This window comes from Clostridium saccharoperbutylacetonicum N1-4(HMT), assembly GCF_000340885.1.
Lineage (GTDB): Bacteria > Bacillota > Clostridia > Clostridiales > Clostridiaceae > Clostridium > Clostridium saccharoperbutylacetonicum.
The window spans coordinates 485,663-499,708 of record NC_020291.1; the positions used below are offsets into that span (position 1 = coordinate 485,663).

At 28.2% G+C, this 14,046-nt stretch carries 19 protein-coding genes and 2 pseudogenes; 19 read left to right on the top strand and 2 right to left on the bottom strand.

From position 1 onward, the window contains the following. Window positions 1-27: 27 nt before the first annotated feature. Both CSPA_RS29925 and CSPA_RS02030 read left to right on the top strand, forming a co-directional pair. A complete protein-coding gene (locus CSPA_RS29925) occupies window positions 28-186 on the top strand; it encodes a hypothetical protein (RefSeq protein ID WP_015390555.1) in 159 nt (52 codons plus the stop codon). After that, window positions 186-812 carry a hypothetical protein gene (locus CSPA_RS02030; protein ID WP_015390556.1) on the top strand — a complete coding sequence of 209 codons (627 nt, stop codon included), beginning with the start codon at window positions 186-188 and terminating at the stop codon, window positions 810-812. Before CSPA_RS29925 ends, CSPA_RS02030 begins: the two co-directional genes overlap by 1 nt. Before the next feature lie 294 nt (window positions 813-1,106). On the opposite strand, the gene CSPA_RS02035 is transcribed toward CSPA_RS02030, so the two are convergent. Both CSPA_RS02035 and CSPA_RS02040 read right to left on the bottom strand, forming a co-directional pair. Further along, window positions 1,107-2,036 carry an IS3 family transposase gene (locus tag CSPA_RS02035; RefSeq protein WP_200864801.1) on the bottom strand — a complete coding sequence of 310 codons (930 nt, stop codon included), beginning with the start codon at window positions 2,034-2,036 and terminating at the stop codon, window positions 1,107-1,109. Next, window positions 1,958-2,335, bottom strand: a complete 378-nt coding sequence (locus tag CSPA_RS02040; RefSeq protein ID WP_015390558.1) for a transposase — start codon at window positions 2,333-2,335, stop codon at window positions 1,958-1,960. Before CSPA_RS02040 ends, CSPA_RS02035 begins: the two co-directional genes overlap by 79 nt. A 220-nt stretch (window positions 2,336-2,555) precedes the next feature. Here CSPA_RS02040 and CSPA_RS02045 point away from each other — a divergent pair, with 220 nt between their 5' ends. The 17 genes and pseudogenes from CSPA_RS02045 to CSPA_RS02115 form a co-directional block, all read left to right on the top strand. After that, the gene (locus CSPA_RS02045) at window positions 2,556-3,434 is read left to right on the top strand and encodes a hypothetical protein (RefSeq protein ID WP_015390559.1); all 879 of its coding nucleotides are present in this window, start codon (window positions 2,556-2,558) and stop codon (window positions 3,432-3,434) included. 109 nt (window positions 3,435-3,543) lie between these two features. Further along, complete coding sequence (locus tag CSPA_RS02050) at window positions 3,544-3,765, top strand: hypothetical protein (protein ID WP_015390560.1); 222 nt, start codon at window positions 3,544-3,546, stop codon at window positions 3,763-3,765. Window positions 3,766-3,778: 13 nt separating this feature from the next. Then, window positions 3,779-4,279 carry a hypothetical protein gene (locus tag CSPA_RS02055; protein ID WP_015390561.1) on the top strand — a complete coding sequence of 167 codons (501 nt, stop codon included), beginning with the start codon at window positions 3,779-3,781 and terminating at the stop codon, window positions 4,277-4,279. A 47-nt stretch (window positions 4,280-4,326) separates the two neighbouring features. Then, a complete protein-coding gene (locus CSPA_RS02060) occupies window positions 4,327-4,605 on the top strand; it encodes a hypothetical protein (RefSeq protein WP_017810855.1) in 279 nt (92 codons plus the stop codon). Between the two features lie 71 nt (window positions 4,606-4,676). Further along, window positions 4,677-4,916: a hypothetical protein gene (locus CSPA_RS02065; protein ID WP_241393350.1), complete on the top strand. Its 240-nt coding sequence runs from the start codon at window positions 4,677-4,679 to the stop codon at window positions 4,914-4,916. A 15-nt stretch (window positions 4,917-4,931) separates the two neighbouring features. After that, window positions 4,932-5,300, top strand: coding sequence for a hypothetical protein (locus CSPA_RS02070; protein ID WP_015390564.1), 369 nt, complete (start codon window positions 4,932-4,934; stop codon window positions 5,298-5,300). 328 nt (window positions 5,301-5,628) lie between these two features. Next, window positions 5,629-6,381, top strand: a complete 753-nt coding sequence (locus tag CSPA_RS02075; RefSeq protein ID WP_015390565.1) for a hypothetical protein — start codon at window positions 5,629-5,631, stop codon at window positions 6,379-6,381. A 35-nt stretch (window positions 6,382-6,416) separates the two neighbouring features. Next, window positions 6,417-6,623, top strand: a pseudogene (locus CSPA_RS29000) (DUF4280 domain-containing protein); the annotation flags it as partial. Next, on the top strand, window positions 6,620-7,033 hold the full coding sequence (locus CSPA_RS02080) for a hypothetical protein (RefSeq protein ID WP_026106455.1): 414 nt from the start codon (window positions 6,620-6,622) through the stop codon (window positions 7,031-7,033). The pseudogene CSPA_RS29000 and the gene CSPA_RS02080, both read left to right, overlap by 4 nt. Window positions 7,034-7,619: 586 nt before the next feature. After that, window positions 7,620-7,790: a hypothetical protein gene (locus tag CSPA_RS29660; RefSeq protein WP_017810854.1), complete on the top strand. Its 171-nt coding sequence runs from the start codon at window positions 7,620-7,622 to the stop codon at window positions 7,788-7,790. A gap of 142 nt (window positions 7,791-7,932) precedes the next feature. Next, window positions 7,933-8,913 carry an ankyrin repeat domain-containing protein gene (locus CSPA_RS02085; protein WP_015390567.1) on the top strand — a complete coding sequence of 327 codons (981 nt, stop codon included), beginning with the start codon at window positions 7,933-7,935 and terminating at the stop codon, window positions 8,911-8,913. Window positions 8,914-9,234: 321 nt separating this feature from the next. Further along, on the top strand, window positions 9,235-9,690 hold the full coding sequence (locus tag CSPA_RS29895; RefSeq protein ID WP_162138961.1) for a hypothetical protein: 456 nt from the start codon (window positions 9,235-9,237) through the stop codon (window positions 9,688-9,690). A gap of 16 nt (window positions 9,691-9,706) precedes the next feature. Continuing rightward, window positions 9,707-10,063: a DUF3969 family protein gene (locus CSPA_RS02100; RefSeq protein WP_015390570.1), complete on the top strand. Its 357-nt coding sequence runs from the start codon at window positions 9,707-9,709 to the stop codon at window positions 10,061-10,063. Window positions 10,064-10,404: 341 nt separating this feature from the next. Beyond that, a complete protein-coding gene (locus CSPA_RS02105; protein WP_015390571.1) occupies window positions 10,405-10,905 on the top strand; it encodes an AAA family ATPase in 501 nt (166 codons plus the stop codon). A 256-nt stretch (window positions 10,906-11,161) separates the two neighbouring features. Then, window positions 11,162-11,338, top strand: coding sequence for a hypothetical protein (locus CSPA_RS29930; RefSeq protein WP_015390572.1), 177 nt, complete (start codon window positions 11,162-11,164; stop codon window positions 11,336-11,338). Next, entirely contained in the window at window positions 11,331-12,887 is a 1,557-nt protein-coding gene (locus tag CSPA_RS02110) for a recombinase family protein (protein WP_015390573.1), read from the top strand. The genes CSPA_RS29930 and CSPA_RS02110 overlap by 8 nt, the downstream gene beginning before the upstream one ends. A gap of 194 nt (window positions 12,888-13,081) precedes the next feature. Further along, window positions 13,082-13,894, top strand: a pseudogene (locus CSPA_RS02115) (mannose-1-phosphate guanylyltransferase); the annotation flags it as partial. Between the last annotated feature and the right edge of the window lie 152 nt (window positions 13,895-14,046).

A 14,046-nucleotide genomic window follows, 5' to 3' on the forward strand; every position in this document is an offset into this window, starting at 1 on the left:
TATGGAACAGGAAAGATACATTATTATATGAATGTTAAAACTGGGAAAGTTAGTTATTATGATGCTAAGATGAAAATATCTGCACCAAAAGCAATAAGAGATAAATTAAAGTATACCAAAACAGATAAGGATGGTTTTTGGATTATAGATTTGGACGAAAATTTAATTCCGATAGGAGTGAGATAATGATTTTAAAATCTAAAAGAAGCATAGAAAAAGAAGGAATAAGCGTTAATCAGTTATATCCTGTTGTTGAATGCGAAGAGAATATTCAAACTGGAATAATGAAATTTAGAATTTATGATGATTGTAGAAGTTTGTCATGGAAAACAATTGATAACTTTTCTACTGAAAGTGTTTTATTGGAAAATTACAGTAAAGATATAGATGCAGATACTATACATTATATGTATAATAGCTTAGATAAAGAATTTTTTTATCGATTTTATCTTGAAAATGAAGATTCAAGAATTGCTATAGCTCAGTTAGAAAAAGTAATGGTAGATATTATTTCAGATGAATTATCAATAGAAGATATTATGATTAATATTAATGAATTAGGATTTAATAATGAAAATATCGAGATGCAATTAAAAGCGTTTTTTAAAGAAGCTTCAAAACAAGATATTATCAAATTTTCAAATAATATGTACAATAAAGTAATGGATGTTAATAAGTACTTATTAGAGGTAATAGTTGACAATATAATGTTGTATAAAGAACCAGAAGTTGAAAATTTATTAATGGAAATATATATGAATGCATCTTGTAGTAAAGAGATACAAAATACTATAGATAATTACTGGAGTTAAATGATATTCAATGTAATATTTGTTATATGAATGTTACATTGAATATGTTTTACTCACTCCATAAAAATATTATAATTCACTACAAAACTATGTTTTATACAACTAATAAGATGAGTATTAAATAAATATATATAAATATAGGTTTTGTAATAATTAAAATTTGACTGCAAGTAATAATAATGCAGTAAGCAGTAACAAAAGTGAAAATCAAATATATATTATAGCAATAAAGAAGGCTAACGCTGATAAAATGGTTGAAGTTGTCAACTAAAAGTAGACAGAAAAAAGGCATGTTTAACCAAACCCTTGTTCAATCTTAAATTGAACAGGGGTTTTATACTTTAGACTATAAGCTGGTCGTTCAAAATTGTAGTAGTTTATATACTTATCAATAAATTCATAAATATTATCTTCTTCCCAATATCTAAAATCAGTTATCATTTCTGCTTTGATCCAACCGTTAATTGATTCAATAATAGGATTATCAGTAGGCGTTCCTGCTCGCGACATTGAGCGAATTATGTTATAATCTTTATGAGCTTCACGAAATGCTCTTGAGGAATAAACAGTACCCTGATCAGTGTGCAAAATTGTTTGGGTTGTTTGTTTCTCAATTTTTTTCTTTAGTTGTTCCAAGCAATTAAAGTATGGCTTTCTGTCACCAACTTTTTTAGAAAGATCATATGCTATAATTTCATTATTAAAAGTATCAAGCATATATGTCCATTCATAATTTTGTCCTCTATGTTTTATACATGTCATATCGGAAACTACTAATTCAAGCGGCTTAACTGCATTCCATTTTCCATTAATAATATTAGGATAAAAAACATGTTCATCTCCGTGTTTACGATATTTACGACGACGTGCTTTAGATTTGATTCCTGAATATTTACAACATTTGTGCGCAAGATTATCTGAAAATATCAAATCCGTTTCACGGCGAACGATAGTAGCCAACCTATGATATCCATATGATTTATACTTTTCATGAGCTATTTTTAGCAATTCAGTTAATGTCTGTCTAACTTTTTGATGCCTATTTAAGTGATTTTTTCTTGATAACCATTTATAATAACTAGAACGATTCACACTCATTAATTCACATAAAAACTTTATTGGATATTTTTCTCTTAACGAATCAATTATTTCAAACTCACATCTTTTGTAATAACAAATTCCTTGTTTGCACCAGCTCCTTTCACTAAGTAACCTTTTTTTAATCGTTCAATTTCGACCTCCTGTTTAGCTACTATCAAGCGTAGCCGATCAACTTCACTTAACGTTTTACTAGTATGAATTGCAGCATAATGGTTATCTTTTTTCTTATTATTTACTAATCCCTGTTCACCTTCATCTAGATATTTTTGAATCCAAATATACAACATACCACCTGAAATATTTTCTTCCTTTGCTAAAGCTATTCTTCCAATACCTTCATTTAAATAACGTTTCACAATTCTGAGCTTATCTTCTTTGTCCCATTTGCGATTAGACCCACCTTTTGGTATTCCTATTCCCATTTAATCACATCCTCTTATTTTTTATTATAACAAAAAAGTAGACATACTTTTTTAATGTCTACTTTCATCTTACAACTTCACCTTTACGCAGAATGCAGGAAGTGGACAAAAAATAAATAAACCTTTATTTCAGTATAAGGAAACCGATTGAAATTTCTTAAAGAGAATTGCCAGTGAATTAAATTCAGAATTATATTGCGATATAATAAATTCTAATTATTTGTTTAATTTTGGAATAGCTTATAATAAAAATTATGAAATAGACGATAATTTAGAGTACAGTGCTTTTAAAGATATAAGAAGTTTTTATAAAGCTGGAGGAAAAAATGCAGGATATGCTGATACAGATTTTTTCTATTATGAGGTAGAGAGAAAGGACGTCTTTGAAATAAATGCAGAAATTAAATATAAACAGAAGAATCTATATGTAAGAGAATATGAAGCTTATAAAAATAATGAAGAAATATTTTATAAGTACAAGCTATGTGTGAAAAAGGGAAAATGGCAAGGGGAAATTAAAAATAAAGCCTTAAAAGGAGTACCCCTTGAAGGAAAAGTAATAGCAGTCCAAAAGGAACAGGTGAAGCTTCATTTAAATATAGATGAAAAGCAGGAAGAAAGCACTGCTTATTGGTTTAATTATAGACCACCATCAGTAAACATAATGTATTCAATGCCATTAGTAGGAGAAAGCGTAAAACTTTATTTTCCAAATCAAAACAGTGATATTCCGATTGTTACAGGGTGCATTAGGAAAAATGGAGAAACTTGTGCACAAACAGCAGATTCAGCAAATAGATATCTTCAAACAGAACATGGCAACGAAATAGCTATGTTACCAGAGAGTTTAAGTATAAAAGCTGGAAAAAGAAAAACTTTAAGTATAACCTTTAATGATAAGACAGGGGTTCATCTTAAAAGTCACAAAGGGTTAAAGTTAAATGCAGATGAAGAAATAATAATAAAAACTCGTAAGAGAGTAAAAATAAAAGCTCATAGTCAACTCGTACTGATTAAAAGGAATAAATCCCATGGGGTCTTAATAGATGGGGATATAAACATAAAATGTAGAGAAAAATGTAGTAAAAACAATTGTTAAGAAAGCAGAAGAGAAAGTAGTACAAGAGACAGAAAAGAAAGTAGCAGAAAAAGTAATTGAGGGGGGAAGTAAAGCTGCAGACTATAAATTCCCTAAATCTAATAATGACATGAAGAAAATATTTGGAGTAAATGATAAGACATTTCACAAGGAAATTAAACCTGAAATAATAAAGCAGATAAATAAAGACCCAGTGTATAGTAAAGAGTTTAAAAAGATGGGTAATAATCCCGATATCGGAGTAGATGGTTCTGGCAATATAGTTCTTAAAGATGTGAGGACAGGAAAAACCTTGCAAACTAATTGGTCGTTTGAAAGTTTTATACCATAAAAGGAGGATACAAATGTCGTACGATTTAAATATTTTATCTATAAACCAAGAAAGGGTATCTAAGCTACCCTTTACATCATCAATAGAATTAAGAAATGAAATTGACTCTGTTGATGCACAAAGGTACTATTCAATATGGCCATTTATGTCTAATTCAAAAGGTGTATGGTATTCACTTGGAAAAGATGAGGATGGTTGGTTTAATGCAATGTCTATAGTTGATGCATGTTTTGATGAACATGTACAAAGAAAATATATACCTTATTGGGTTTCAGATGATGAAGTAATATCAAATCTAAAGCCGCTTATAGTATATAATGAATATAAAAGTGAGTTTGAAAGTATTATAAAATTTTTAATTCAACAGTCCCCTAATAGAAGTATTATGTTTTTGGCTAGATATCAAGGTGGGGAAAAAGAAATAATTTATGGGGTCTTGAAACGCCAAGAATTTGTAAAGTTACTAAGTGAATCGAAGATACTTTTTAATATCTGCTATATTATTAACGAATAGCAAGTTCGGGCAAGCCCTTACTATGGGGTCATGTACTCATGTAAAATTTGGAAATTATTGATGGAAGTTTAATGCAAATAGGAGGAACATTAAAAGTTGATGGTGGATGTTTAACTATATCAGGAAATTATAAACTGCAAAATTATTCTAATTTGACAATGATAAATGAAGGTGACTATATATTTGTAGGTGGAAATTTTACAATAAGTACAAGCTCAAGTGAATCAGGATATTTAACAGCAGGAACACTAGAAATAGCAGGAGATTTTACGCAAAAATCACAAGCAGTTGAAAGGAAGCAGAAAAGAAAGTTGCAGAAAAAATAATTAAGGGGTCAGGTAAAACTATCATATCTAGGATTAGTGAAAATCAAGGGTTGGTTAAAGCTGCTGAGGAAATGGGTAAAAATGAAAGAATTCAACAAGAAGCTAATCATTTAATAGAGCAATTAGCTTCTGGGAATATGAATCTGGGCAAAGGAAGTAAAAACTTATTTAAAGATATAAACTATCTAAGAGGTGATAATGGAGCAAGAGTATTTTTCAGACAAACAAAAGATGGAATAGAAATATTAGAAAAGGCTAGCAAAGCAAATGAGCAGAAAGTTATTAATTTATTGCATAAGCTTTATGATTAGTTTGGGGGGAAGAACATGAAAATAAAAAAGATAAGTTATCCAACTTCACTAGAAGAAATCTCAGATATTGAAGATGATAATATTGATATTTTTGTAGAATTAGATGATGGCATGGTTTATACAATGACTGTAAGTACACCTAAAAATTACTATAAGTATATGGATAGAGAAAAAATAGATTATATTCCTTCTATGCCACCAGATATTATTGTTAGAAAGTTAACAGGAGAGAATATTAGAAATGCTTTAGAAACATATGTTAAAGATGATGGATATTGGTTTAAGCTATATTATTTAGCTGGAAGTACAACAGATGCATTTGATATAAAGTTAATGGATAAAATGATACAAGAAATAAAAAAACAAAATGAAGAAATAGAGTAATAAATTCAATGGTATAAAAATATACATTCATTCATAAGACGGGTTAAAATCTAACTGCATAATTATCATTCTGCAGTCAGCAGATGAACAACATTAAAACAAGTGTTAAAGTGGTAGTAATAGTAAAAATGTTGCTACCATTTAGTTTTATAACTACAGTTTCAGCCTAAAGGGAGCATCTAAATCAATTGGAAAAGTGGTTTATTTACCTACACAATGCCCAATTGACACTCCATTCAAAGTCTTAATTAGAAATCACTTGATAGGTGCAGTAAAAGATGCAATAAAACAATCTAAGTCAAATTAAAATATATTGGGGGGATATTGGTTGTTTTATAAAAGATTATTACTATTTTTTATTTTAATCATAGCAGTATTCAGTTTCGTGGGGTGCATTCAGCCATATAGCAATTCAAAAATTAAAGAAGTTTCTATGCAATATTTGAAAAATAAATATAACGAGGACTTCGAATTTCAAAATATAGAGGTATCTATGAATGAAGCTGATGGCTGGGTATATAAGGCATACTCTATACCAAAAAACAATCCTACTATAACAGTAACGGTTAGTTCAAAAAACTTATTAAATGATATTGCTGATAATTACAAACAACAAAAATGGGATGTTACCAGAGGGGAACAAATAAAAGATTTAATAGAAACTAAGTTTGGTAAATCAACAAACTTTAGAATAAGTTTTGTGGTGAATAAAGAAATAGAGAACAAATACTCGGTGTATACTGACCCATTGGATATTATTAAAAAAGAAGCAAATCATAAAAAAGGGTCACGTGCAGGATATTATGAACATGTTTATGAAAGAGTGTACGTTAGTATACCAATAGATGAAAATATTAATGAAGATTATGTCGCTGAAAATTTATTAGATTTAGTAAAATATTATAATGATTTAAATTTATATTTTGATATAGATTTAACTTTTGGCAAAAAAGAGATTAATGAGGAAAGCAACATAAAAAGTGATGGAACTTTTAAAGATATTTTTGCAAATGTTTTAGTAACTTCTGATACGCCTTTGGAAAAGAATAGTATAAGAAAACTTATAAAATATAATAAGTAAGGAATACTCAGCAAATTAGCTTTTAAAGCATAGACAACGGAAGCAATGATAAAACGAAAAAGTGCCAAATAAGTATATTACACAAGTGGCTTAATGCTAAAGAAGATACATTAATTGATGGTGGAACAGCATTAACTACAGCTTCAGTTTTAATATGCGCTTACGGAGGAGTAATAAGATTTATTACAGATGGACAAGAGTGGGTAAAAGTATGGGAGGGAAATGGAAGGGGAATGTTATGAAAAAAATATTTATAGCAATAAGCATAATTCTTATAATACTAACAATTGGAATATACAATAATAGCCAAACTGTAAAACTTTTTGAAAATGTGGATACAGAAAGTGTTGATGAAATCTCAATTGCATATATTGGTGGAAGCTTTAGTACTGAGGATAAAAGTCAAATATCAGAAATTATGAACTATTTAAAGCGTTTAAAATTTTCTAAATGTTCTAATAATAATGTACCTAATACTACTCCAGATGCTTCTATTTCATTGATTGGCAAAAATCAAGGTAGTCTTAGAGCTATAAAAATTTATGGAAATGTAGTTAGAGTCTATCCTAAAGAAAATGATGATTATATAGTTGATGCACATATATATGATGATCTTGAAAAGCTATGTAAAAAGTATAAAAATAGTAAATAATAAACATAAGATCTAGCATAACGCTTTTGTGTGATTAAGAATATTATATCAAGTAAGTGGGTGTAAGATGGAACTTTAGCTTTTATATCATATAAACAGTGATATTAGCAGTATTTTTAGTAACTAAAAAAGTGTATCAAATTCGGAGAATTTATATTATAGATAAAGCCTCATTTTTGTTAACTATAACTGAAATGAGGTTTCATATTTGCGGAAAAATTATTTTATAAAACGTATTGGCTAACAGAGGATCTAGGATTGTATTACAAGATTGAGAGAATAATTGGGATCAACTTTATGGAAATTCAAAGGATGTTGAAGAATCAATAACATTTGTAAAAGAATTCATTAAAGCTCATAAAGATTCACATATAAAGTTTGTTGGCACTCAAAAGGTGGAGCAGAAGCACTAATAAATGCAGTAGCTACGGGTAAAGATGCAATAGTATTTAATCCAGCAGCACCTAACTTTGAAGATATTGGATTAAATCCGTCAAACTATCATGGTAAAGCAGTATCATTTGTTGTAACAGGTGAAATATTAAATGATATTCAAGGAGATAAAGCATTACGAAAAGTTGGAAATGTGTGTTATTTATCTCAACAATATCAAGAGTTAGATTATAACAACAATTATGAAGAAGCCCAAACTTCGATAGCTACTTATAATACTGTAGTTGAAATAGAAAATCATATGATGGAAGCTGTAAAAAAAGCACTAAAAGAGAATACTATTAAAATTAAAGGGCGACTATGATGTAATATAGGCAAATGTATCATCTTGATTTGTAACAAGCTTTGAGATAAGCTAGGTTAAAAAATAGTATATTAGTATGTTTGCTATTATTTAATTTTAGATATATAAGTAATTATTTTAAATTATAAAGGGGAAGAATTATATGCATAAAAAATTTAGATTAGTTATGTCTATTTTTTTGTTTTTAATATGTTCAGCTTTTCTGATAAACGTAGGAGGAACATATATAAAAAATAGAATATGGGATTATCTTTCAAGTAAAGTTGATAATAGTGAATATCTGATGAAAAACATGAATATTTATAGAGATACTCCAGCATGGGAATTAGCTTTGGCTGTGGAAGATGAGAGGACAAGTACTATAGAAAGAATAGCTAAGAGAAGTCCGGAACTATTAAATTATCAAGATTCAAAGTATGGAGAAACTTTATTATTGTGGGCAGTAGGGATGGAAAAGTATAATTCGGCAGAAACATTATTAAAATGTGGAGCAGATGCTAATATAGCAACGATAGATGAAGGTGAAACGCCTCTTCTTTTAGCAGCTGACTATTCTTGGATAGATACTAAATACAAAAAAGATCCTAAATATGTAAAGTTATTATTAAGTTATGGAGCAGATCCTAATAAACGCTATATCGGGAAAAAACGTGATTCTACAGAATATGGTACAACTCCTTTGATAAAGTCTATTGGATGTGGTATTGAGAAAACAAAAGCTTTAGTTGAAGGTGGAGCTGATATTAATTTGAAAACCAAAAGTGGGAATACAGCTGCAGCTGAAGCATTGAGACATGTGGGATCGACTTCTATGTTTAGAGAAATGGAATATGCATATTATTTAATTGTAGATAAAAAAGCCAAAGTAAACGAATTTTATTATAGCCCGGAATATGTTTTAATACCAGGTGATGACCCTAATATAAAATTTTATCCAGTTGATTTACTGAGGGATTGGACTCCAGAATTGAATTCAGAAGGATATAAAATGAAGATGGAGATTGTAGATGAATTTGCTAGACAAGGGGTGAATTATTGGAATACTACGATACCTAAAGATGTTATTTCTCAAATTAAAGAAATTTATCCACATGATTGGGAAGAATATTTAAAGAAATATTAGTAGTTACTCTTGATATTGCCGAAGGGGAAGCAATTCAAGAAAAGTTATATGAAAAATGGGGAATAGAAGATGAATAAGGAGAGGTTATGAAAAAATATAGGTATATACAAATGTATTATTTGTTATATGTTATTGTAATAATATTTGCATTGGGAACAATTATTATTTTTAAAAACTTGTTTGTAATAATTTTAGATTCTGTGTGCATAGGTATATCTTTGATTGATATTATTAATAAATCTATGTCAAGTATTTATATTGATAATACTACAATAATACAGAGTGGTATTCATAGAAAAAAAATAATGTATTTCAGCGAAATTGAAAGAATTATTAAGTTACCAACTAGTAAAGGGAAAAAAATTTTTTATAATTGCATTACTATTACCAATTTGTTTTTTTGATTACAACAAGAATAAAGTTAGCAAAAAGACTCTTATTGTTTTTAATATCATAATAGCAATGTTTATTCTATTTTTATATGCGATTTGTTTTCCTTCGAGCAAATATTTTTATTTTAAATCGCCATATGAAAATAATAAAAGAGTGTTGATTGTAAATGAAACATATTTTCTAGGAAGTGGAACAGGCTACTTCTATGAACGTAAAAATATAATTTTTATAAAATGTATGAATCAATCTATTAACTATGACAGTACTCCTTTTTCAAATAGGGAAGTAAAAGTAAAATGGTTAGATGAAAAAAATGTACAAATAGACTATATCAATAACTCAGTAGGCCATCATGAAACGGAATTAATAAAATTTGATGAATAGAGAATGAGTGGTTATAATGATGAAAATTTATAAATTGGATGAAATGAAAATTAGCATAATGAATAAAATTGAAATTGAGAGATTCATATTAATAAGTATAATAGGATTAATGGATTCCTTAAGTGTTGATGCAATATCAATAGAAGAGTGTGAAATGTATCTTTTTTCTCCATATTCTGTAGAGAAATTAAATACTTTAAATTTGGATGAACAAATAGTAGAATTGGTTGAGAATGGTTATGAATTAGAAGATGTTGAATCTCTTATTCCAGAAGAATTGTATAAATCAATAGATAAAATTAGATTAAAAGCGATTGAGTTACTAAAAAATTTACCTAGAGAGGGAGTAGATATTAAAAAGTGGCTTGATTAATAATAAAATTAGGTTAATCGATAACATAATTTGGGAATGATTATAATGGGTATAGATTGAAGAAATCTATACCTAGTTATTTTTCTATAGAGTAGAAAAATGTTTAAAAGATTATTAGGAAAGTTTGAAGAAGTCAGCAATTAGGATATAATAAAAATAGGTATAAAACAAAATAAATAAATAAATAAATAAATAAAAAGTTCAAATCATACTTGTCAAAGGAATCAGATCAATGATTGAATTAGGAACATGAAAAGAAATAACAGATCCAAGATTGAATGATCCGAATTGCAGCATGGCTACTCTGTCAAGAAGTGTATATTTTGGGGAGGGTGAATTGATTGAAAAAAATAATACAAATAGGAATCTCTGATTTTAAAGAGTTAATAGAAGGAAATAATTATTTCGTAGATAAAAGTTTACTAATAAAAGAATTTTTAGAGAATGGAGCAAAGATTACTCTTACTCCTAGACCAAGAAGGTTTGGTAAAACTTTGAATTTAAGTATGATTAAATACTTCTTTGATATAAGAAGTAAAGAAGAAACAAAGGATTTGTTTAACGGATTAAAAATAGAAAATGAAAAAGAAATAATGAAGCGTCAATGGCAATATCCAGTTGTGTTTATTAGCTTTAAAGGAATTAAATACAATAATTTTGAACATGCAATAATGGCAATGGGAATGCTCATGTCAGATGTTTATAAAGAATATAGATATTTGATGGAAAGTAACATTTTCAAAGAGGATGAAAAAAGAGATTTTGATAAAATTATTAATAGAGAGGCTGATTTAGTGTTATTAACAGCTTCAATAAAAAATCTTACTTATTATGCAAAGTAAGGAATAAATAAGTTTTAATAATAAATTAGATTATGTATTTAAAGTCATAGAGTTTGTACTCTATGGCTTTTATATGTGTACCTAAATTATAAAATAAGATATTTCTTTATTTTTTCAGAAGAGTATGAAAATCGAGATAAATTATAGGTGTAATCAAATTTGAATTTTATATCGGTGTAATATTTCCAACTTTGGTAATAAAAATAAAAAATTCTTATTAGAATTATAATAAGGAATAATTGAGAGGAAATCTTTTATGAAAAAAGATCTGAAGTTTAATGTGTTTTATGGCACAGAAGATTTCACAAAGTTATTTGATAACTTAATAGAAGATAAAATAAAAAATGTAACAGAAAATATTAAGAATGCACGCTATAATAAAAGTGATAAAGACTATTCATCCGCACAAAAAGAGATGGATGAAAATGAATAAAGTATGGAATATAGGAATTTATGCTAGGGTAAGCACAGAAAAGGTTGAACAGAGTGAATCAGTTGCTTCACAAGTTGGAAATTTAAAAGAATGGATTATTCAGGCTGCCAAAAAAGATAAATATAGTGTTTATAATTTAATTAAAACATATGAGGATAATGGAATATCTGGTTCTACTATTGATAGGGATGCTTTTAAAAGAATGGCAGAAGATATAGAGAATAAAAAAATTAATATGGTTTTGACAAGAGACCTATCTAGATTTTCAAGGAACTACTTAGAGGCTGGAGAATACATTGAAAAATATTTTAAACTTAATAATGTTAGATTTGTTGCGGTTTTAGATAATGTAGATAATTCACTGGTAGAAGATGATGATATAATTCCATTTAAAAATTTAATTAATGAAATGTACATTAAGGATTCTAGTAGAAAAATAAAAAGTGCGTTAAGAGAAAGAATGCAAAGAGGATCATCTATTGCAGCTAAACCACCATATGGTTATAAGTATGAAAAAATATATAATGGAGAGCAAAAGACAAATGTCTTAGTTCCAGAAGGTGGAGAAACTACAGAAACAATTAAAGAAATTTTTTCTCTATATTTAAAAGGCTGGGGAGCAGGAAAAATAGCAACATATTTAAATCAAAAAGGTATAGCAACTCCTTCTTCAAAAACAGAAAATTATGCTCGCTCTAAGTTTGGACTTTGGACAAACAATACAATATTTTCGATATTACAAAATCATAAATATGGCGGTTTTTTAGTACAGCAAAAATATAGAAAAGTTAGTTATAAAATGAAAGAAGTTAAGAAAACATCACAAGAAGATTGGGTTTGGTCTGGGGAATTTGAAGGAATAATAGATAAGGAAACTTTTAATCGGGTTCAGGAAATGCTTAAAAAAAGATCAAATGGATACAGGTATAAGGGAGCTGTTATACATCCGTTCAGTTCAGTATTAAGATGCGGAACCTGTGGAGGAAGTTTATCCTATAGAAAAAAATTTGAAGGATATAAGTGTACATTATCTCAAAGTGGTGCAAAAAGATGTACTTGTCATAGCATAAAGGAAAAAGATTTGATTTCACAAATACAAAGCAATATAAGAACAATGATAGATAAAAGCATTAATAAAGAAAAGTATTACAATAAAGTAGAAAATATAAAAATTGAGCAAGATAATGCAAAAGAAATAAGAGAAATAGAAAGTGAATTAGAGAAATTAGATGTGAAATTTGCGAAGCTGTATGAAGATAAGTTAAATGATCTGATTTCAGAGAGAAATTTTACTAATTTCATTAAGGTCATACAAGAAAAACAAGAAAAGTTAATTAAGAGGAAAGAAGAACTAGAAAATATTATGGACAAGTCACAAGGCAATACTGATATTACAAGCATATATAGGGAAGAACTTAATAAACTTTTCAATTTAGAAGAAATAGAAAGAAGTTTTGTGGAAACAATTATAGATAAGATAGTAGTCAATGAAGATTCTGAGACAAAAGAAAAGAGTATTGATATCTATTATAAATTCAATAAAAATTAAAATTTCCAATATTGTTTAATATCAGAACAGAAATTATTATACCCATTTATTTTCAAATGGGTATAATAATAATATAGAATAATTTCGAAACTCAAGTTTTAAAATTAAGAGATGGCGGTAAGTGGAAAATGTAATTGGCAAAAAAGAAATTGAATGGATTTTAGAATAAAAAGACCAATAACGTCAGTGTGGCAACTGCTACATGCATAGGGTTATCAGCGGTGAAATTATTAAAACAAGATGCTAATGCAGTTATGGTTGTATTACCATCAGATCACTACATTCAAGGTGAGAAGAATTATATAGATACCATATCTCAAGGAATTGATACGGCTAATAAAAGAAGATGTATTGTTACCCTTGGAATTGAACCAAGTAGACCTGAAACGGGGTATGGGTATATAGAAATGGGAGAACGAACTACTGGGAATATACCAACGTATAAAATTGCTAGATTTACTGAAAAGCCAAATTTAGAAGTAGCTAAAGATTTTATATTAAAAGGAACGTATTTATGGAATTCTGGAATGTTTATATTTAGAGCAGATGTTATTTTACGAGAAATAGAGAAGTATCTGCCTAAGTTGCATAGATCGTTAATGGAAATATATAAAAGCCTTGGTGAAGAAAATGAAGAGTCAGTGATAAAAGAACAATATGAAATGATCGATGGAATCTCAATAGATTTTGGAGTAATGCAAAGAACAAGAAAGGCATATGTTATTAAATGTGACTTTAGTTGGGATGATATGGGCAGTTTTGGAGCTCTAAGCAGATTGTTAAACACTTATAGAAATAACAATATATCGAAAAATGTTTATGTAGATGACTGTGAAAATTGCTCGATATTTGGGAATAAGAATTTAATAATTGGATTTGGAATAAAGGATTTAGTTGTTGTTGATGCTGGAGATGTAATACTTGTCATGGATAAGAACAAAGATCAGGAAATAAAGCATTTAATTAATAAACTTAATGAAAATCAGGAATATAGTAAATTTCTATAATTAATAAGCTGTTTCGAGAATATTAGGATGAGTTCGGAACGGCTTTATTAGTTTTGGTGCTTAGCTATTATTGGGTGATGATACATATAATACTTGGACAAATTATTATATAAGCTATTGAAAATTTATACTCAGAGTATTATTATAAATGT

What these genes read in the sequence shown, in the direction of transcription:
- CSPA_RS29925 (WP_015390555.1), top strand. Translation starts at nt 28, where the DNA reads ATGAATGTTAAAACTGGGAAAGTTAGTTATTATGATGCTAAGATGAAA.
- CSPA_RS02030 (WP_015390556.1), top strand. Translation starts at nt 186, where the DNA reads ATGATTTTAAAATCTAAAAGAAGCATAGAAAAAGAAGGAATAAGCGTT.
- CSPA_RS02040 (WP_015390558.1), bottom strand. Translation starts at nt 2,335, where the DNA reads ATGGGAATAGGAATACCAAAAGGTGGGTCTAATCGCAAATGGGACAAA.
- CSPA_RS02050 (WP_015390560.1), top strand. Translation starts at nt 3,544, where the DNA reads ATGAAGAAAATATTTGGAGTAAATGATAAGACATTTCACAAGGAAATT.
- CSPA_RS02055 (WP_015390561.1), top strand. Translation starts at nt 3,779, where the DNA reads ATGTCGTACGATTTAAATATTTTATCTATAAACCAAGAAAGGGTATCT.
- CSPA_RS02065 (WP_241393350.1), top strand. Translation starts at nt 4,677, where the DNA reads ATGGGTAAAAATGAAAGAATTCAACAAGAAGCTAATCATTTAATAGAG.
- CSPA_RS02070 (WP_015390564.1), top strand. Translation starts at nt 4,932, where the DNA reads ATGAAAATAAAAAAGATAAGTTATCCAACTTCACTAGAAGAAATCTCA.
- CSPA_RS02080 (WP_026106455.1), top strand. Translation starts at nt 6,620, where the DNA reads ATGAAAAAAATATTTATAGCAATAAGCATAATTCTTATAATACTAACA.
- CSPA_RS02085 (WP_015390567.1), top strand. Translation starts at nt 7,933, where the DNA reads ATGCATAAAAAATTTAGATTAGTTATGTCTATTTTTTTGTTTTTAATA.
- CSPA_RS02100 (WP_015390570.1), top strand. Translation starts at nt 9,707, where the DNA reads ATGATGAAAATTTATAAATTGGATGAAATGAAAATTAGCATAATGAAT.
- CSPA_RS29930 (WP_015390572.1), top strand. Translation starts at nt 11,162, where the DNA reads ATGAAAAAAGATCTGAAGTTTAATGTGTTTTATGGCACAGAAGATTTC.
- CSPA_RS02110 (WP_015390573.1), top strand. Translation starts at nt 11,331, where the DNA reads ATGAATAAAGTATGGAATATAGGAATTTATGCTAGGGTAAGCACAGAA.